Genomic DNA, 18,744 nt, shown 5'->3' on the forward strand with positions numbered 1-18,744 from the left:
GGCACCCGGCACCCGGCACCCGGCACCCGGCACCCGGCACCCGGCACCCGGCACCCGGCACCCGGCACCCGGCACCCGGCACCCGGCACCCGGCACCCGGCAGCGGGAACACCAACCCAGAACTACCAAGAAGGCGGCAGCACATGGGTATGACGACTCCCCAGGTCGTCGTCCACCGGGACAAGGAGCTGATGGCCCAGGCCGCAGCGGCCCGGCTCATCACGAAGATCGTGGACGCGCAGGCCGCCCGCGGCAGCGCCTCGATCGTCCTGACCGGCGGCCGCAACGGCAACGGCCTGCTCGCGGCCCTCGCCGCAGCCCCCGCACGGGACGCGATCGACTGGTCCCGGATCGACCTCTGGTGGGGCGACGAGCGCTACGTCCCCGCCGACGACCCCGAGCGCAACCACGTCCAGGCCCGCGAGGCGCTGCTGGACGCCGTCCCCGTGGATCCGGCCCGCGTGCACGCGATGCCCGCCTCCGACGGCCCGTACGGCGACGACGTGGACGCCGCCGCGGCCGCGTACGCCGCCGAGCTGGCGAAGGCGGCCGGGCCCGAGGACCACGGCCCGGTCCCCAGGTTCGACGTGCTGATGCTGGGCGTGGGCCCGGACACCCACGTGGCGTCCCTGTTCCCCGAGCACCCGGCGGCCCGTGAGACCGAGCGCAGCGTCGTCGGCGTCCACGGCGCCCCGAAGCCGCCGCCGACGCGCGTCTCGCTCACCCTCCCGGCGATCCGGGCGGCCCGCGAGGTCTGGCTGCTGGCGGCCGGCGAGGACAAGGCCGGAGCGGTCGCCATCGCCCTCGGCGGCGCCGGCGGGGTGCAGGCCCCGGCCGCGGAGGCGTACGGCCGCAGCCGCACCCTGTGGCTGCTGGACCGCGCGGCGGCGGCCAAGCTGCCCGCCGGGCTGTACCCCCCGGCCTCCGCCTGAACCGGACGAACGGGAAGCGCGAAGGGCCCCGCACCGGATCCTGTCCGGTGCGGGGCCCTTCCCCATGCGTCAGGCCGGGTCAGCTGCGGCCGCGCAGCTCGCGGTACGTGGCCACCAGTGCCCGCGTCGACGGGTCGAGGCTCTCCACGTGCGAGCCCTCGGTCAGCGCCGGCTCCACGCGCTTGGCGAGGACCTTGCCGAGTTCGACGCCCCACTGGTCGAAGGAGTCGATGTTCCACACCGCGCCCTGGACGAACACCTTGTGCTCGTAGAGGGCGATGAGCTGGCCCAGCACCGACGGGGTCAGTTCACCCGCGAGGATCGTCGTCGTCGGGTGGTTGCCCTGGAAGGTCTTGTGCGGGACGAGCGCCTCGGCGACGCCCTCCGCGCGGACCTCCTCGGCGGTCTTGCCGAAGGCGAGGGCCTGGGTCTGGGCGAAGAAGTTCGCCATGAGCAGGTCGTGCTGGGCCGCCAGCGCCGGTGACAGCTCCGCCACCGGGCGGGCGAAGCCGATGAAGTCCGCCGGGATCATCTTGGTGCCCTGGTGGATGAGCTGGTAGTAGGCGTGCTGTCCGTTGGTGCCGGGCGTGCCCCACACCACCGGGCCGGTCTGCCAGTCCACCGGATTGCCGTCCCGGTCCACGGACTTGCCGTTCGACTCCATGTCGAGCTGCTGCAAGTACGCGGTGAAACGGGAGAGGTAGTGGCTGTACGGGAGCACCGCGTGCGACTGCGCGTCGAAGAAGGCCCCGTACCAGACGCCCAACAGGCCCAGCAGGAACGGGGCGTTGGCCTCCATCGGCGCGGTGCGGAAGTGCTCGTCCATGGCGTGGAAGCCGCCGAGCAGGTCGCGGAAGGAGTCCGGGCCGATGGCGATCATCAGGGAGAGGCCGATGGCGGAGTCGAAGGAGTAGCGTCCGCCGACCCAGTCCCAGAAGCCGAACATGTTGGCCGGGTCGATGCCGAACTCGGTGACCTTCTCGGCGTTGGTGGACAGGGCCACGAAGTGCCGTGCCACGGCGGCCTGGTCCCCGCCGAGTCCCTCGAGCAGCCATTCCCGCGCCGAGGTGGCGTTGGTGATGGTCTCGATGGTGGTGAAGGTCTTCGAGGCGATGATGAACAGGGTCTGGGCCGGGTCGAGCCCGCGCACGGCCTCGTGGAGGTCGGCGCCGTCCACGTTGGAGACGAACTTCAGGGTCAGGTCGCGGTCGGTGAAGGCGCGCAGCGCCTCGTACGCCATGGCGGGGCCGAGGTCGGAGCCGCCGATGCCGATGTTGACCACGTTCTTGATGCGCTTGCCGGTGTGGCCGGTCCACTCCCCCGACCTGACGCGGTCGGAGAAGGCCGCCATCTTGTCGAGGACCTCGTGCACGCCGGGGACGACGTCCTCGCCGTCCACCTCGACGACGGCCTCCCGGGGGGCGCGCAGCGCGGTGTGCAGGACCGCGCGGTCCTCCGTCACGTTGATCTTCTCGCCGCGGAACATGGCGTCCCGCAGCTCGGCCACGCCGGTGGCCGACGCCAGTTCGCGCAGCAGCCCGAGCGTCTCGTCGGTCACGAGGTGCTTCGAGTAGTCGATGTGCAGGTCCCCGACCCGCAGCGTGTAGCCGGTGCCCCGGTCCGGGTCCGACTCGAACAGCTCCCGCAGATGCGTCTGCCCCAGCTCTTCCCGGTGCTTGCCGAGTGCGTGCCACTCGGGCGTCCGGTTGAGCCTCGTACGGCTGTCTGCGTTCATCTCGGACATCAACCCACTTCTTCCGTCCTGTTGTGCCCCGCCAGCGTCCAACCTAAGGGATCGGAAGGGGGACAACGCACACAAAGGGGCCCGGCCCGCGGGATTCGCTCTCCCGCGGGCCGGGCCCCAAGGCGCTCTTGAGCGCGGCGCGTCGTGTTCGGACGGGCGGGCTCAGATCTCGCCGCGGAGCTTGGCGAGGGCCTCGGCGAGGATGGCTTCGCCGTCGGCGTCGGTGCGGCGCTCGCGGACGTACGCGAGGTGCGTCTTGTACGGCTCCGTGCGCGGCGGCGCGGGCGGGTTGTCCCGGTCCTGGCCGGCCGGGAACCCGCAGCGCGGGCAGTCCCAGGTGTCCGGCACCTGCGCGTCGCTGGCGAAGCTGGGCTGCGTCTCGTGCCCGTTCGAGCACCAGAAGGAGATGCGCAGGCGCGGTGCGGATTCACCGCGCTCGGCCTCGCCCATCGGCCCGGCTCCGACCCGACTTCCACGAATCGCGTTGCCACTTGCCACGGTCGTAACTCCCTGCGTGATGGTGCCGCGGAGCGTGCGGGATGTCCGCTGCGGGCGCCCCAGTCTACGTAAGGCCCAACGCGCGTCCAGTAACCGGAGTTACTCGCTCCAGGCGCGGACGCAGGTCCTCATGATAGGCCGGGCGCGACCGGCGGGACGGCCCGAATGGCCAGAACCGTCAGGAGCCGTTGGACTTCATGAGCAGGCCGAGCGCGACGATGCAGGCGAACCACAGCAGGCCGACGACGACCGTGATGCGGTCGAGGTTGCGCTCGGCCACGGAGGAGCCGCCGACCGAGGACTGCATGCCGCCGCCGAACATGTCGGAAAGGCCGCCACCCTTGCCCTTGTGCATCAGCACGAGCAGCATCAGCAGAGCGCTGAAGACGATCAGGGCGATCGAGAACCCCATAACCACGGCTGATTCCTACTTTCTGGGCTTGCTGGGAGGAAGCGGGGGCCGGCTGCCGCGCGTACGCGGCCCCCGGCCCCCGCAAGGGTACGACGGATCGGCCCTACCGCATACTCACTGGTCGCGGAAGCGGACGATCTTGACGAACTCGTCCACGTCGAGCGCCGCGCCGCCGATCAGGGCGCCGTCCACGTCGGGCTGGGCCATGATCGCGGCAATGTTGCCGGACTTGACCGAGCCGCCGTACTGGATGCGGACCTTGTCGGCCAGCTCCTGGGAGTACAGCTCCGCGAGGCGGCCGCGGATCGCACCGCAGACCTCCTGCGCGTCCTCGGGGGTGGCGACCTCGCCGGTGCCGATCGCCCAGACCGGCTCGTACGCGATCACGATGGACTCGACCTGCTCCGCCGGGACGTCCTTGAGGCCGCCGTCGACCTGGGCCAGGGTGTGCGCGACCTGGTTGCCGGCCTTGCGGACGTCGAGGCCCTCGCCGACACAGAGGATCGGGGTGATCCCGTTGCGGTAGGCGGCCTTGACCTTGGCGTTGCAGACCTCGTCGGTCTCGCCGTGGTACTGGCGGCGCTCGCTGTGGCCGACGGCGACGAAGGTGCAGCTCAGCTTGGACAGCATCGGGCCGGAGACCTCGCCGGTGTAGGCGCCGGAGTCCTGGGCCGAGATGTCCTGGGCGCCGTACTTGATCTTCAGCTTGTCGCCGTCGACCAGGGTCTGCACCGAGCGCAGGTCGGTGAAGGGCGGGAGCACCGCGACCTCGACGGCGTCGTAGTCCTTGTCGGCGAGGGCGAAGGCGAGCTTCTGGACGTGGGCGATGGCCTCAAGGTGGTTGAGGTTCATCTTCCAGTTGCCCGCCATCAGCGGGGTGCGGCCGTTGACAGTGGTCATAGGGGTTCAGCCCTCCAGGGCGGCGAGGCCGGGGAGCGTCTTGCCCTCGAGGTATTCGAGGCTGGCGCCACCACCGGTGGAAATGTGACCGAAGGCGTTCTCGTCGAAGCCGAGGATGCGGACCGCGGCGGCGCTGTCGCCACCGCCGACCACGGTGAAGGCCTTGCTGTCGACGAGGGCCTGCGCGATCGCGCGGGTGCCGTTCGCGTAGTCGGGGTGCTCGAAGACGCCGACCGGGCCGTTCCAGAAGACGGTCTCGGCGTCGGCGATCTTCGAAGCGTACAGCTCACGGGTCTTGGGGCCGATGTCCAGGCCCTCCTTGTCCGCGGGGATCCCGTCCGCGTCGACCGTCTCGAAGGTGGCCGGGGCCTTGGTCTTCAGGTCCGGGAAGTCGGCCGAGACCAGGACGTCGACGGGGAGGACCAGCTCGACGCCGGTCTTCGCGGCCCGCTCCATGTACTCCGTGACCTTGGGCAGCTGGTCTTCCTGGAGCAGGGAGATGCCGACCTCGTAGCCCTTGGCCTTGAGGAAGGTGTAGGCCATGCCGCCGCCGATGAGGATGCGGTCGGCCTTGCCGAGGAGCTCGTCGATGACGGCGAGCTTGTCGGAGACCTTGGCGCCGCCGAGGACCACGACGTAGGGGCGCTTGACGTCGGCGGTCAGCTTCTTCAGGACGCCGACCTCGGTCGCGATGAGGTAGCCGGCCGCGTGCGGGAGGCGCGCGGGCAGGTCGAAGACCGAGGCGTGCTTGCGGTGGACGGCGCCGAAGCCGTCGCCGACGTAGACGTCGGCCAGCTCGGCGAGCTGGTCCGCGAAGGCGCCGCGCTCGGCGTCGTCCTTCGAGGTCTCGCCCGCGTTGAAGCGCAGGTTCTCGATGACGGCGACCCGGCCGTCGGCGAGGGCCGCGACGGTCTCCTTGGCGGAGGCGCCGACGGTGTCGGTGGCGAAGGCCACCTCCGCGCCGAGCAGCTCGCCGAGCCGCTTGGCGGCCGGGGCCAGCGAGAACGCCGGGTCCGGGGCGCCCTTGGGGCGGCCCAGGTGCGAGGCGACGACCACGCGGGCGCCGGCCTCGGCGAGCTTGGCGATGGTCGGCAGGACGGCGCGGATGCGGCCGTCATCGGTGATCTCACCGCTCGCCAGCGGAACGTTGAGGTCCGCGCGGACGAAGACCCGCTTGCCGGCGACGCCCTCGGCGAGCAGTTCGTCGATCGTCTTCATGTGTTTCCTACTCCTTGGGAGACCTTCGCCCGGTGGGCGAGGACGGGAGGGCCAGGCAAGCAACAGGGCCCGAACGGCGCCTCATCGCGCCGAGCGGACCCTGTGCTCACATCGTGTTGCCTATTGCCTTGCCCTACGCTTTTGGGATCTGACGGCCTTAGAGCTGACCGCCGACGAAGACGGTGAGGTCGACGAGTCGGTTGGAGTAGCCCCACTCGTTGTCGTACCAGCCGACGACCTTGACCTGCTTGCCCTGGACCATGGTCAGGGAGGAGTCGAAGGTGCAGGAGGCCGGCCAGTTCACGATGTCGGAGGAGACGATCGCGTCCTCGGTGTAGTCGAGGATGCCCTTGAGCTGGCCCTCCGCGGCCTTCTGGAAGGCGGCGTTGATCTCGTCCTTGGTGACCTCGCGGTCGAGCTCCAGGACGAGGTCGGTGACCGAGCCGGTCGGGACCGGGACGCGCATGGCGATGCCGTCGAGCTTGCCCTTGAGCTGCGGCAGGACCAGCGCGGTGGCCTTGGCGGCACCGGTGGAGGTCGGGATGATGTTCTCGGCGGCGGCGCGGGCGCGGCGCAGGTCCGAGTGCGGGAAGTCCAGGATGCGCTGGTCGTTGGTGTAGGCGTGGACCGTCGTCATCATGCCCTTGACGATGCCGAAGTTCTCGTCGAGGACCTTGGCCATCGGCGCCACGCAGTTGGTGGTGCAGGAGGCGTTGGAGATGACGTGGTGGCTGGCCGCGTCGTACTTGTCCTGGTTGACGCCCATCACGATGGTGATGTCCTCGTCCTTGGCCGGGGCCGAGATGAGGACCTTCTTCGCGCCGGCCGCGAGGTGCTTGGCGGCGTCGGCCTTCTTCGTGAAGATGCCGGTGGACTCGATGACGATGTCGGCACCCAGCTCGCCCCAGGGGAGGTTCGCGGGGTCGCGCTCGGCGAAGGTCTTGAAGGTGTTGTCGCCGACGGTGATGGTGTCGTCAGTGTGGGAGACCTCGGCCTTGAGGCGGCCCAGAATGGTGTCGTACTTGAGCAGGTGCACCAGGGTGGCGTTGTCCGTCAGGTCGTTGACACCGACGATCTCGATGTCCGCTCCCTGCTCGAGAAGAGCCCGGAAGTAGTTACGGCCAATTCGGCCAAAACCATTGATGCCTACGCGGATCGTCACGAACCGATCTCCTCGTTGGTGCGCCGGCCTGTCCCGCCGGCGAGCTGTATGGGATGTCCCCGACCGCTTACGACCCTACCTCTCTGTGAGCTTTTGAGTGACATCGGTCGGAGCCTGACACTCCCCGCTCTGCGCGGGGGACATGCCCCGGGCCCTGTACCAATGGCCGCGGCACGGGACCTCGGGGACTTTGGTCCCCGTCACCGAGAGTGAACGGGGACCGGGTCGTGGATCAGTGGTCCAGGGACCTGAGCGCCTTGCCGAGCAACGCGGCGCGGTCGGCCGGGGTGCTGACGTGCTCCAGCCCGAAGCCGAGGAGCACCGTGTCACGCGTAGTGACCGAGGCGTAGGACTTGAACAGCTCTCCGGTCCTGGACCAATCTCCCGGAACGTCGGGACTTCCGGCGGGCGCCGGCTGCGCGGTCCACGTTCCGAGGGAGCTCTCGAAGCCCTCGGCGGGCTGGTCCGCGCCGCCGACGGACACCCGCGCCTCGTCGGCGAAGACGCCGCGGCCGCCCGAGCCGGGGTCGGTGATGGAGGCGAGGGAGACCTCCACGGTCTTGCCGGCGTAGGCGCTCAGGTCGAAGGCGACCTGCTTCCAGCCGCCGGAGGAGCCGGTGAAGCTGTTCCACGCTCCGCTGCTGCCGGACGCGGTGCAGCCGCCGCCGGCGAGGGTGAGGTAGCGGCGCAGGAACGGGTGGCCGTTGACGAAGAATCCCGCCTCGCATTCCGCCGGGACTGTGGCGGAGCTCAGCCCGCCCGCGTCCGGGAGTGTGGTCCAGTCGTCCCCGCCGGCCGTACGGGCCTCCAGGACGGCGTGGTCGTAGCCCTCCTCGGTGTTCCAGTTGAGGGCCATCTTCAGCTTCGGCTGGTCGGCGGCGGTCACCTTGGTGAGGTCGATGGTGCGCGTGAGGCGCTTCCAGTCGTCGTCGTCATGGGTCGCCGACGCCATCCCGGTGCCCGCGTAGGGGGCGTACGGGTTCGTCACCCCGGCGTACTGGCCCGCCTGGGCGCTCTTGAACTGCGGGAACTGCGCCGCCGGGAGCGCGTCGGAGGTGACGGTGTAGGCGCCGGGGGCGTTCAGCGGGTTGCCCGCCGCGTCGCCGAGGGCGCCCTTGGCGCCGGCCAGGGTGCCCGCGCCGGTGAAGCCGGTCGGGCCCTTGACCGAGGCGCGGCCGTAGGCGCCGAGGTAGTACTGGCTGAAGTCGTCGGTCAGGGCTCGGCCGACCTGGGCCCGGCCGCCGGCCAGTTCACCGGCCTCGACGAGCCTGCCGCCCTCGTTGAGGAAGTCGCGGACCGCCAGCTGGACGGGGCCGCCGGGGGCGGCGGCGCCGGTGTAGTGGACGGCCGTGCGGAAGTGGGAGAGCACGCCGAGGTGGTGCGGGACGCCCTGGGCGGCCACGTCCCACACGGCGGCCGATTTCCCGTTGGCCTGCAGCGCGTCCACGTAGCCCTGGGCGTGCTGCGCCTTGGCGCCCTCCTCGGCGATCACCAGGACGTCCGCGCGCGGCCGCTCGGCCACGGTGTACGTGAAGTGCTCGCTGGAGACCTTCTTGCCTGAGCGGTCACGGCCGGTGAACCAGACCTCGACCTTGTCCCCGGGCTTCGCCCCGTCGACCTCGGCGCGGTATTCGTCGAACCAGTTGTTGTCCTCGCCGCCGTAGACGTCCCCGCCCTTCCAGGCCTTGAGCTCCTCGTCGTGCGTACGGCCGCCGTTGATGCGGAAGTTGAGCTCCTTGTCCTTCAGCGCCTTGCGGGCCGTGACGGCGACCGTCTGGTCCTCGCCCTTGGCCGCGTAGGAGGTGGTGAAGGGGTCGACGGTGAAGTCGGCGGCGCTCAGGCCGACGGCGGAGGAGGGCCGGTCGGGGTGCGCGGCGCTCTCGCCGACGCTCAGCGCGAAGGGGACGTTCTTGGCGAACTCCTGCTGGATCAGCTTCTCGTCGTCCGGGAAGTTGAACCCGGAGGCGCAGTCCTCGGGCTTCCAGGGGTCGTTCGGGTCGATCGCGGACGCCGTCTGGCAGGTGGTCATCTCCGGCGTGAACATCATGACGCCGTTGACGTTGGCCGCGTGGCCGTCCGCCTCGCCGTTGGTCGTGTACAGCTCGGAGGAGATCTGCGGGTAGTAGCCGGGCACGGCCGGGTTCTCGGGGGTGCCGGCCAGCGCCTTGTAGGCGACGTCGTCGGGGGTGGGGGTGGCGACCTGCCAGCCCACGCCGTACAGGATCAGCTCGGACGCCGAGTGGTAGTTGATCGCGTACTCGAAGCCGATGCGCTTCTCGAAGCCGTCGAGGGCGGTGGTCTCGGGCTCGGACTGCGCCTTGGGGCCGCGGAAGGTCTCGCTGGAGGGGCTCGGGGAGGAACCTTCGTTGTCGTAGCCCCACTTGTGGGCGAAGTTGCGGTTGAGGTCGACGCCGTCCACCGCGGTGATCTTGCCGTCCCCGTTGTTGTCGCGGAGGTTCTTGCGCCACAGCCGGGTGCTGTCGGAGGTGAACGTGTGGTCGTAGCCGTCGGGGTTGGCCGAGAGCAGGAACCACAGCTCGGTGGAGTCCACCAGCTTGGTGATCCGCGGGTCCTTGCCGTAGTTGTCGAGGGTGTGGTGCATCAGCCGCCGGGTCATCTCGGGGGTGATCCACTCCCGGGCGTGCTGGTTGGACATGTAGAGCACGGACGGCTTGTCGCCGTCCCTGGTCCGCTTGGCGTCCTTGGTGACCTTGAGGGCGAGGATGTCCTTGCCCTGGACGCTCTTGCCGATGGAGACGACCTTGGTGAGCCCCGGGTTCTGCTGCGCGGTCCGCAGGATCTCCTCCTGGAGTCCGCCCTTGCCGCTGTACGGGCGGAAGACGCCGTCCCCGGCGGCCTTGGCGCGGGCCAGGCCCTGGGCGGGGACCTTGCGCTCGGCGAGCTTGACCCCCTGGGCGGCGAGCTGCCCGGCCTGCTCCCCGGTGAGGAAGAGTTCGACGCGGGCGGTGCCCGTCTCCGGGGCGCGCTCGGAGAGTTCGTGGGCGTCCTGGCCCGCGGCGAGGACGAGCGGGACCTGCTCGCGGGTGATGTCGGCGTCGTAGACCCGTACCTCGTCGGCACCGGATGCCGTGCCGGACGCGGGCCGGGCGTGGGCCTGGGCGTGGGCCGCGACGGGTACCGCGGCCAGTGTGGTTCCGAAGACGAGTGCGCTTGCGGCGAGGATCGAACTCGCGCGGTGCCTCATGTGCCCCCCTGGGCGTCGTCTGACACGAAGGCTTCGGACGCAAGGCTCACGATCCGAAGATGCACATGTCAACAGGACAAACGGGAACGGAACGGGCCCGCACGCGGGTGGGCGTGCGGGCCCGTCGGGAGCGTTCCGGAGAACCGCGGGTCAGCCGGCCATGTTGTCGGCCAGCTCCTCGCTGAGGTCCAGGTTCGACTCGGTGCCCGGGATGCCGAGGTCCTGGGCCCGCTTGTCGGCCATCGCCAGCAGGCGGCGGATCCGGCCGGCGACGGCGTCCTTGGTCAGCGGCGGGTCGGCGAGCGCGCCCAGCTCCTCCAGGGAGGCCTGCTTGTGCTCCATGCGCAGCCGGCCGGCCGCGGCGAGGTGCTCGGGGACCTCCTCGCCGAGGATCTCCAGCGCGCGCTGGACCCGGGCGCCGGCGGCCACCGCGGCCCGTGCCGAGCGGCGCAGGTTGGCGTCGTCGAAGTTGGCGAGGCGGTTGGCGGTGGCGCGCACCTCGCGCCGCATCCGCCGTTCCTCCCAGGCCAGCACCGACTCGTGGGCGCCGAGGCGGGTCAGCAGGGCGCCGATCGCGTCGCCGTCGCGGACCACGACCCGGTCCACGCCGCGGACCTCGCGCGCCTTGGCGGCGATGGAGAGCCTGCGGGCGGCGCCCACCAGGGCCAGGGCCGCCTCCGGGCCGGGGCAGGTGACCTCCAGGGAGGAGGAGCGTCCCGGTTCGGTGAGGGAGCCGTGGGCCAGGAAGGCACCGCGCCAGGCCGCCTCCGCGTCACAGGTGGCGCCGGAGACCACCTGCGGGGGGAGGCCCCGGATGGGGCGGCCGCGGCCGTCCACGAGGCCCGTCTGGCGTGCCAGCTGGTCCCCGCCCGCGACGACGCGTACGACGAAGCGGCTGCCGCGGCGCAGGCCGCCCGGGGCCATGACCACCAGGTCGGAGGAGTGGCCGAAGATCTCCAGGATGTCCTTGCGCAGCCGCCGGGCGGCGATCCCGGTGTCCAGCTCCGCCTCGATGACGATGCGGCCGCTCACCAGGTGCAGGCCGCCCGCGAACCGCAGGATCGCCGACACCTCCGCCTTCCTGCAGCAGGTCCGGGTGACGGGGAGGCGTGAGATCTCATCCTTCACCGCGGGCGTCATCGCCATGGGCCGATCCTTCCATGCATCCGAAAAATACGGTCGTACGCGGCGGCCAGCAGCTCCGGATCGTGCTTCGGAGAGCCGTCCTGCCTGGCCACGGGCGCCAGCTCGACCGCGGCACCGAACCGTTTCGCGGCATCGGCGAGGGACTCGCGGTCGGGCACGGCGGCCTCGTCGGCCAGCACCACGTCCAGGGCGAGTTTAGGGGCGTGTCGGGCCAAAACCTCCAAATGACGCTGCGGAGAGAAGCCCTCGGTTTCACCGGGCTGCGGCGCCAGGTTCAGCGACAGGACCCGCCGGGCCTTGGTCTGTACCAGCGCGTCCAGCAGCTCCGGCACGAGCAGGTGCGGGATCACGGAGGAGAACCAGGACCCGGGGCCCAGCACCACCCAGTCCGCGTCGAGCACGGCGGCGACGGCCTCCGGCACGGCCGGCGGGTCCGTCGGCACGACCTGCACGGAGAGGACCTCGCCGGGGGTGAGCGCGACCGTGGCCTGCCCCCGGACGGTGTCGACCTCGTCCGGGCGCGCCGGGTCGTGGCCCCTGACCAGGGCCTGGAGCTCCAGCGGCACCGCCGACATGGGCAGCACCCGGCCCTGCGCGCCCAGCAGCTTCCCGACCAGGTCGAGGGCTTGGACGGGGTCGCCGAGCTGCTCCCACAGGGCGACGATCAGCAGGTTGCCGACCGCGTGCCCGTGCAGGTCCCCCTCGGACTGGAAGCGGTGCTGGATGACCCGGGCCCAGGTCTGGCCCCAGTCGTCGTCGCCGCACAGCGCGGCCAGCGCCTTGCGCAGGTCGCCCGGCGGCAGCACGCTCAGCTCCTCCCGGAGCCGTCCGCTGGAGCCGCCGTCGTCCGCGACGGTGACCACGGCGGTGAGCTCGCCGGTGATCCGGCGCAGCGCGGCGAGGGAGGCCGACAGGCCCATGCCGCCGCCGAGGGCGACGACCTTGGGCGCGGCCACCTTCGACGCCGCGCGGCGGCCGGCGCGGCCCGCGCCCTCCTCGCCCCGTCCGGGGGTGAGGCGGCGCAGGCGGCGCAGCCGCAGGGTGCGTCCGGTCACTCGCGCCCCATGTCCCGGTGGACGACGACGGTCTCGACTCCCTCGGAGGCGAGGCGGGCGGCGAGCTTCTCGGACATGGCCACGCTGCGGTGCTTGCCGCCGGTGCAGCCGACCGCGATGGTCACGTACCGCTTGCCCTCGCGGCGGTAGCCGGCGGCGATGAGCTGGAGCAGCTCGGTGTAGCGGTCGAGGAACTCCTTGGCGCCGGGCTGGCTGAAGACGTAGCCCGACACCTCCTCGTTGAGCCCGGTGAAGGGGCGCAGCTCGGGGACCCAGTGCGGGTTGGGGATGAAGCGGCAGTCGACGACGAGGTCGGCGTCGACGGGCAGGCCGTACTTGAAGCCGAAGGACATGACGGTGGCCCGCAGCTCGGGCTCCTCGTCGCCCGCGAACTGGGCGTCCATCTTGGCGCGCAGCTCGTGCACGTTCAGGCTGGAGGTGTCGATGACCAGGTCGGCGTCGCCGCGCAGCTCGCGCAGCAGGTCGCGCTCGGCGGCGATGCCGTCGACGATGCGGCCGTCGCCCTGGAGGGGGTGCGGGCGGCGGACCGACTCGAAGCGGCGGACCAGCGCGTCGTCGGAGGACTCCAGGAAGACGATGCGCCGGGTGACCCCGCGGGACTCCAGGTCGGAGAGGGACTCGCGCAGGGCGTCGAAGAACTGGCGGCCGCGGACGTCGACGACGACGGCGATCCGCGCGACGTTGCCCTGGGAGCGGGCGCCGAGCTCCACCATGGTGGGGATCAGCGCCGGCGGGAGGTTGTCGACGACGAACCAGCCGAGGTCCTCCAGACACTTGGCCGCCGTACTGCGGCCGGCTCCGGACATCCCGGAGATGATCACCAGCTCGGGGATGGCGGTCTCGGCGTTGTCGCCGGGCTCCACGGTCGTGCCCGTACTCACCTGTGCTCCGTCTCGGTCGTGCTCGTTCGTGTGCTCGGTCGTCTGTGCGGTCTGTGCGGTCGCGTGCTCGGTCATGGCGCGGTCCCCCGTTCGGACGATGTCTCCGCAGGTGCGGAGGCCTCGTCCTCAATGATCTCTCCTGTCGCCGTGTTGACGGCAGGACCGGCGGGAACCGCCCCGGCGAGGGCGGCGGCCACGGTCTCCGCCGTCTTGCGGCCTATGCCCGGGACCTCGCAGATCTGGTCGATTGTCGCCTGTCTCAGCTTCTTCACCGAACCGAAGTGCTTCAGCAGGGCCACCTTGCGGCTCTCTCCGAGGCCCGGGACCTCGTCCAGCGGGCCCGCCTTCAGGCGCTTTCCGCGCTTGTTGCGCTGGTACTGGATGGCGAAGCGGTGGGCTTCGTCACGTACCCGCTGGAGCAGGTAGAGGCCCTCGCTGGTGCGGGGCAGCACGACGGGGTCGTCCTCGCCGGGCAGCCAGACCTCCTCCAGCCGCTTGGCGAGCCCGCACACGGCCACGTCGTCGATCCCGAGCTCCTCCAGGGCCCGCTTGGCGGCCGCCACCTGGGGCTGCCCGCCGTCGACGACGACGAGCTGCGGCGGGTACGCGAAGCGCTTGGGGCGTCCGTCGTCCTCGGGGACCTCCCCGTCCTCCGCGTCCCACTCCCCCGTCTTGAGCTTCTCCTGGAGGTAGCGGCGGAAGCGGCGCGAGACGACCTCGTGCATGGAGCGGACGTCGTCCTGCCCCTCGAAGGTCTTGACCTGGAACCGGCGGTACTCGCTCTTCCTGGCGAGCCCGTCCTCGAAGACGACCATGGACGCCACGACGTCGTCGCCCTGGAGGTGGGAGATGTCGAAGCACTCGATGCGCAGCGGCGCGCCGTCCAGCTCCAGGGCGTCGGCGATCTCCTCCAGGGCCCGGGAGCGGGTGGTGAGGTCGCTGGCGCGCTTGGTCTTGTGCAGGGCGAGGGACTGCAGGGCGTTGCGGTGGACGGTCTCCATCAGCGCCTTCTTGTCCCCGCGCTGCGGGATGCGCAGGCTGACCCCGGACCCGCGCCGGCCGGCGAGCCACTGGCCGAGGGCGGGCGCGTCCTCGGGCAGCGCCGGTACGAGCACCTCCTTGGGCACGGCTTCGCCCTTCTCCTCCCCGTACAGCTGCTGGAGGGCGTGCTCGACGAGCCCGGCGGTGTCGACGGCCTCGACCTTGTCGGTGACCCAGCCGCGCTGGCCGCGGACCCGGCCGCCGCGGACGTGGAAGATCTGCACGGCCGCCTCCAGCTCGTCCTCGGCGACCGCGATGAGGTCGGCGTCGGTGGCGTCGGCGAGGACGACGGCGTTCTTCTCCATCGCGCGGCGCAGGGCGCCTATGTCGTCGCGGAGGCGGGCGGCCTTCTCGTACTCCATCTCCTCGGCGGCCTCGTGCATCTGCTTCTCCAGCCGGGAGAGGTAGGTGCCGGTGCGGCCCGCCATGAAGTCGCAGAAGTCCTCGGCGAGTTCCCGGTGCTCCTCGGGGGTGACCCGGCCGACGCAGGGCGCGGAGCACTTGCCGATGTAGCCGAGCAGGCAGGGGCGGCCGATCTGCGCGGACCGCTTGAACACCCCGGCGGAGCAGGTGCGCACCGGGAAGACGCGCAGCATCAGGTCGACGGTCTCGCGGATGGCCCAGGCGTGCCCGTACGGGCCGAAGTAGCGCACGCCCTTCTTCTTGGGGCCGCGCATGACCTGGACCCGGGGGTATTCCTCGTTCATCGTCACGGCGAGGGAGGGGTAGCTCTTGTCGTCCCGGTACTTGACGTTGAACCGGGGGTCGAACTCCTTGATCCAGGAGTATTCGAGCTGGAGCGCCTCGACCTCGGTGGACACGACGGTCCACTCGACGGAGGCGGCCGTGGTGACCATGGTCGCGGTACGGGGGTGCAGGCCGGCGATGTCCTGGAAGTAGTTCGCCAGGCGCTGGCGCAGGCTCTTGGCCTTCCCGACGTAGATCACCCGGCGGTGCTCGTCGCGGAACTTGTAGACCCCCGGGGAGTCGGGGACCTGCCCGGGCTCGGGACGGTAGCTGGAAGGGTCGGCCATGCCAACCACCCTACTGGCGGGGGCCGACAACCCTCCGCACCCCGGCACCATACTCAGCCCCGGCCGACACCATCCGGCCCCGCCGGCAGAATCCAGCCCCGCCGCACCCTCCAGCCCCGCCGGCGTTTGAGGCGCGGGGTCTGGGGCGGAGCCCCAGGGGGGTCCGGGCGCAGCCCGGGGAACGGTGGAAGGGCGGGTAGGGGACCAGCCCCGCAGGGCCCGCCCCACCCCGCCCCACCGCCCGGCCAGGGCACCGGCAGGGCCCGCCCACCCCGCAGGGCGGCCGGACCCCGCGGAGCGGAGGGGCCAGGGGCTACCCCCGGAGGGTGCGGCGCCGCCGGAGCAGGACGACCGCCCCGCCCGCGCCCAGCGCCAGCGCCCCGGCGCCGGCCGCGACCGGCAACCCGCCCGCACGCCCGGCCCCGGCGGGGGGCTCGAAGCCGCCGGCCCTACCCCCCTCGGCGTACGCCGACCCGGGCAGCTTGTCCCCGTACAGTCCCGTCACCCGGGCCCGGTATCCGGCCAGCGTCGTCCCCCGGTCCCCCACGGCCCGCGCCGCGTCCTCGTCCAGCGGCAGGACCCTGTCTCCCCGGGCCACGTACCAGGCGTCGATCTGCGGCTCGCGGAACACGGTCCCGCCGGGCAGTTTCTCCGCGCCCAGCCGGGCGTAGCGGAACTCGTCGTCGCCGGTGGCGATGTTCACCACCTGCCAGCCCGCCCCGGTCTTCGCGGTCCACAGGGCCGCCTTCTGCCCGTCCGAGGAGACGGCCGCGCTCGCCAGGAACTCCAGCCGCGCGACCGGCGCCCCGGCCTTCCCCGCGACGAAGTCCGGCGACAGGTAGCTCACCGGGGTCGCCTCGCCCTCGATGCGGGGCTGCGCGGCGGCGGCCGACACCTTCCCCTCGCGGGCGAAGAACCGGGAGAGGGTGGCCAGGGTGTCGGGTGCGGCGGCGGCCTCGTGGGCGGCCGCCCGGTTCTCGGCGGTGGCGGTCTGCGGCTGCGGTACGGGAGCGGCGGCGGCCTGGCCGCCCGTGGCCAGTACGACGGCTGTGGTGGCGGCGGCCGTGAGGAGCGCGGCCGCGCAGGCGCGGAGCGTCATGGCGGTCACGCCCCGATCCGGTAGAGGGAGTGGGTCCAGGAGAAGGTGCTGTTGTCCACGTACCAGGCGTGGGAGGCCCAGTTGTAGCGGTCGCTGGAGGGCCAGGGGTCGCCCCAGTAGACCCAGCTGCTGGCGGTGTCGTAGCCATAGATCACGTGCATGTGGCCGCCACCGTTGGACCACTGGATGCGGGTCTCGACCGGGCGGTCGGCGTTGATCTCGGTCTGCACGGTGGAGTACTGGAGCCAGCCGGTCACGTAGCTCCCGGAGTTGATGCCGGCCCAGCGCAGTGCGGTCTGCACGTTGCCCAGGGTGGCCTGGTTGTTGGGGCACTCGGTGCCCTGCTGGCGGTTGAAGGCGGCGTTGCAGAACTGGTTCTGGCTGTAGTTGCGGCCGAACCAGCTGGCGATGGTGTTGCCGCCGGCGGCCCAGCACCAGTTGTTCTTCTGCTGGGCCTGCATGGTGATGCCCAGCCGCTTCCAGGCCAGTGCGGTGCTCGGGGCGTCCGCGCCCGTGGCGGTGGCCGTGGCCGTGGCCGTGGCCGTGGCCGTGGCCGTGGCCGTACCGGCGGCGGTGGCGGTACCGGCGCCGCTGCCCACGGGCAGCAGGACGAGGAGCAGGGCGGAGATCAGGGCGGAGATGAGCGAGGCGGCCAGGGACGGCCGCCCTCTTCTGTTGCGCATCGCGTTCCTCCCGAATGGGGACCCGAGGTGGGGACTCGGGGTGTGTGGGGGTGGAGGAGCGCGTCCGGACGCTGTGGAGGAGCATCAGGGTGTTGTCGCGATCAGGTCAACACGCTTCAATACGCGGTGACATTGCAGTGTGAACGGTGGGGCTGCGGTGTGAACGGTTACTGCCGTTCCACCAGGTCCCCCGGCACCACCGGCCCGGCCCCCCACCCGGCGCGTGTGAACGTTCACAGAGGAGTCGCCATGCGGCCCACCGGCGACCCGCCAGACGCGCCGGACGCCGCGCAGCTCGGACGGCTGCTGCGCGGCGGCCCCTTCCACGCCGCCCTGCGGGCCGCCATCGCCGCCCGCGGCCTGCCCCTGCAGCGCCTCCAGCACCGGCTCGCGGCGCGCGGCATCAAGCTCGGGGTGACCAGCCTCAGTTACTGGCAGCAGGGCGCCCGCCGGCCCCGCCACCCCGAGTCCCTGCGGGCGGTCTCCGCCCTGGAGGAGATCCTGGAACTGCCCGGCGGCTCCCTGCTGCGGCTGCTGGCCGGCCCCCTCCCCGCCACCGGCCCGCCCCGCCCGGCCGCCCGCTCCTACCGGGCGCTGGTGAGCGTGGGCGCGGCGGTGGAGGGGCTGCTGGCCGGCATGGAGCTCCCTGCGGACGGCGGCCTGCACACGGTCGGCCACCACGAGCGGGTCCGCATCGGCCCGGGCGGCGAGCTGTGCACGCGGGAGTCGCAGCAGATCGTCCGGGCCCACCGCGACGGCGTCGACCGCTACCTCGCCGTCCACCACGGCGATCCGGGGTGCGACGCGACGCGGGTGGAGGTGGCGGCGTACGAGAACTGCCGCACGGGCCGCGTGCGCCGCCACCCGGAGGCGGGGGTGGTGGTGGCGGAGCTGCTCTTCGACGCGCGGCTGCGGCGCGGGGACACGTACGTCTTCGGCTACGGGATCGCGGACGGCACGGGCGGCCGCAGCACGGAGTACGTGCGCGGCTTCAGCTACGCGGGCGGGCAGTACATGCTCCAGGTCGCGTTCGACGAGGCGGCCCTCCCGGTCCGCTGCCGCCGCTTCGCCCGCACGGGCCCAGGAGCCCCCCGCACCGCCCTCGGCGACCTCACCCCGAGCGGCCGCCACCGCGCGGTGCACCTGCTGGAACAGGACGTGCGGCGCGGGATCCTGGGCATCACCTGGGACTGGGAGTAGCCCCGGGACCGGTCCTAGCCCGCGATCAGCTTGCCGTTCTCCACCTTGACCGGGACGGCCGGGAGCGGGTCGGTGGCCGGGCCGCGCAGGACCTTGCCGGTGGTGACGTCGAAGCGGCTGCCGTGGCAGGGGCAGTTGCCCTCCCCCTCGACGATCTTGTCGAGGACGCAGCCGGCGTGCGTGCACTGGGCGCTGAACGCCTTGTACTGGCCCTCCGCCTGGCAGCTGACGACGACCTTGCGCTCGCGGAACAGCTTCGCGCCGCCGACCGGGACGTCGGCCGCGCCGCCGAGCTCCACCGGCTCCTTCGGGACGGCCGGGCTGCCGGCGCCGCTGTTGGTCTCGGTGGAGCAGGCGGTGAGCGCCGTCCCCGCGCCCACGGCCCCGGCGAGCGCGGCGGCGCCCTTGAGGACGGTACGGCGGGCGGCGGGCTGCTGCGCGGACATGCGGTTCTCCTGGCACGAGTGGCGGGCCCCGGGTGCGGGGTCCACGGGTCGACCCGACGATACCGGC

General features: G+C 71.9%; 16 protein-coding genes. 2 read left to right on the plus strand and 14 right to left on the minus strand.

The features are described from left to right. Positions 1–149: 149 nt before the first annotated feature. The gene (gene pgl / locus AC07A6_RS28555) at positions 150–932 is read left to right on the plus strand and encodes a 6-phosphogluconolactonase (RefSeq protein WP_362468546.1); all 783 of its coding nucleotides are present in this window, start codon (positions 150–152) and stop codon (positions 930–932) included. A 79-nt stretch (positions 933–1,011) separates the two neighbouring features. Here pgl and pgi read toward each other — a convergent pair whose 3' ends face one another. From pgi to AC07A6_RS28620, 13 genes are all read right to left on the minus strand, one after another. Beyond that, positions 1,012–2,667: a glucose-6-phosphate isomerase gene (gene pgi, locus AC07A6_RS28560; RefSeq protein ID WP_478779087.1), complete on the minus strand. Its 1,656-nt coding sequence runs from the start codon at positions 2,665–2,667 to the stop codon at positions 1,012–1,014. 171 nt (positions 2,668–2,838) lie between these two features. Further along, positions 2,839–3,174: an RNA polymerase-binding protein RbpA gene (locus tag AC07A6_RS28565; protein ID WP_007263454.1), complete on the minus strand. Its 336-nt coding sequence runs from the start codon at positions 3,172–3,174 to the stop codon at positions 2,839–2,841. Positions 3,175–3,352: 178 nt separating this feature from the next. Beyond that, positions 3,353–3,586: a preprotein translocase subunit SecG gene (gene secG / locus AC07A6_RS28570; protein WP_362468578.1), complete on the minus strand. Its 234-nt coding sequence runs from the start codon at positions 3,584–3,586 to the stop codon at positions 3,353–3,355. Between the two features lie 114 nt (positions 3,587–3,700). Continuing rightward, complete coding sequence (gene tpiA / locus AC07A6_RS28575) at positions 3,701–4,486, minus strand: triose-phosphate isomerase (protein ID WP_362468544.1); 786 nt, start codon at positions 4,484–4,486, stop codon at positions 3,701–3,703. Positions 4,487–4,492: 6 nt separating this feature from the next. After that, on the minus strand, positions 4,493–5,704 hold the full coding sequence (locus tag AC07A6_RS28580) for a phosphoglycerate kinase (protein WP_362468542.1): 1,212 nt from the start codon (positions 5,702–5,704) through the stop codon (positions 4,493–4,495). Positions 5,705–5,861: 157 nt separating this feature from the next. Then, entirely contained in the window at positions 5,862–6,866 is a 1,005-nt protein-coding gene (gene gap / locus AC07A6_RS28585) for a type I glyceraldehyde-3-phosphate dehydrogenase (RefSeq protein WP_362468540.1), read from the minus strand. A 232-nt stretch (positions 6,867–7,098) separates the two neighbouring features. Then, a complete protein-coding gene (locus tag AC07A6_RS28590) occupies positions 7,099–10,071 on the minus strand; it encodes a M14 family metallopeptidase (RefSeq protein ID WP_478779064.1) in 2,973 nt (990 codons plus the stop codon). Positions 10,072–10,221: 150 nt separating this feature from the next. Then, positions 10,222–11,217, minus strand: a complete 996-nt coding sequence (whiA, locus tag AC07A6_RS28595) for a DNA-binding protein WhiA (RefSeq protein WP_030237199.1) — start codon at positions 11,215–11,217, stop codon at positions 10,222–10,224. Then, the gene (locus AC07A6_RS28600) at positions 11,208–12,272 is read right to left on the minus strand and encodes a gluconeogenesis factor YvcK family protein (RefSeq protein ID WP_125817124.1); all 1,065 of its coding nucleotides are present in this window, start codon (positions 12,270–12,272) and stop codon (positions 11,208–11,210) included. The genes whiA and AC07A6_RS28600 overlap by 10 nt, the downstream gene beginning before the upstream one ends. Next, positions 12,269–13,249 (minus strand): RNase adapter RapZ, encoded by a 981-nt coding sequence (rapZ, locus tag AC07A6_RS28605; protein WP_385768682.1) that lies wholly within the window; start codon positions 13,247–13,249, stop codon positions 12,269–12,271. The genes AC07A6_RS28600 and rapZ overlap by 4 nt, the downstream gene beginning before the upstream one ends. Next, complete coding sequence (gene uvrC, locus AC07A6_RS28610) at positions 13,246–15,249, minus strand: excinuclease ABC subunit UvrC (RefSeq protein ID WP_478779065.1); 2,004 nt, start codon at positions 15,247–15,249, stop codon at positions 13,246–13,248. Before uvrC ends, rapZ begins: the two co-directional genes overlap by 4 nt. A 313-nt stretch (positions 15,250–15,562) precedes the next feature. Then, a complete protein-coding gene (locus AC07A6_RS28615) occupies positions 15,563–16,348 on the minus strand; it encodes a hypothetical protein (RefSeq protein ID WP_478779088.1) in 786 nt (261 codons plus the stop codon). Positions 16,349–16,353: 5 nt separating this feature from the next. After that, positions 16,354–17,031: a papain-like cysteine protease family protein gene (locus AC07A6_RS28620; RefSeq protein WP_478779066.1), complete on the minus strand. Its 678-nt coding sequence runs from the start codon at positions 17,029–17,031 to the stop codon at positions 16,354–16,356. Between the two features lie 249 nt (positions 17,032–17,280). On the opposite strand from AC07A6_RS28620, the gene AC07A6_RS28625 reads away from it, so the two are divergent. Continuing rightward, positions 17,281–18,231, plus strand: a complete 951-nt coding sequence (locus AC07A6_RS28625) for a hypothetical protein (protein WP_478779067.1) — start codon at positions 17,281–17,283, stop codon at positions 18,229–18,231. 14 nt (positions 18,232–18,245) lie between these two features. On the opposite strand, the gene AC07A6_RS28630 is transcribed toward AC07A6_RS28625, so the two are convergent. Beyond that, positions 18,246–18,677: a Rieske (2Fe-2S) protein gene (locus AC07A6_RS28630; protein ID WP_362474718.1), complete on the minus strand. Its 432-nt coding sequence runs from the start codon at positions 18,675–18,677 to the stop codon at positions 18,246–18,248. Positions 18,678–18,744 lie beyond the last annotated feature (67 nt).

The sequence above is a fragment of the Streptomyces sp. NPDC044002 genome (assembly GCF_056434525.1).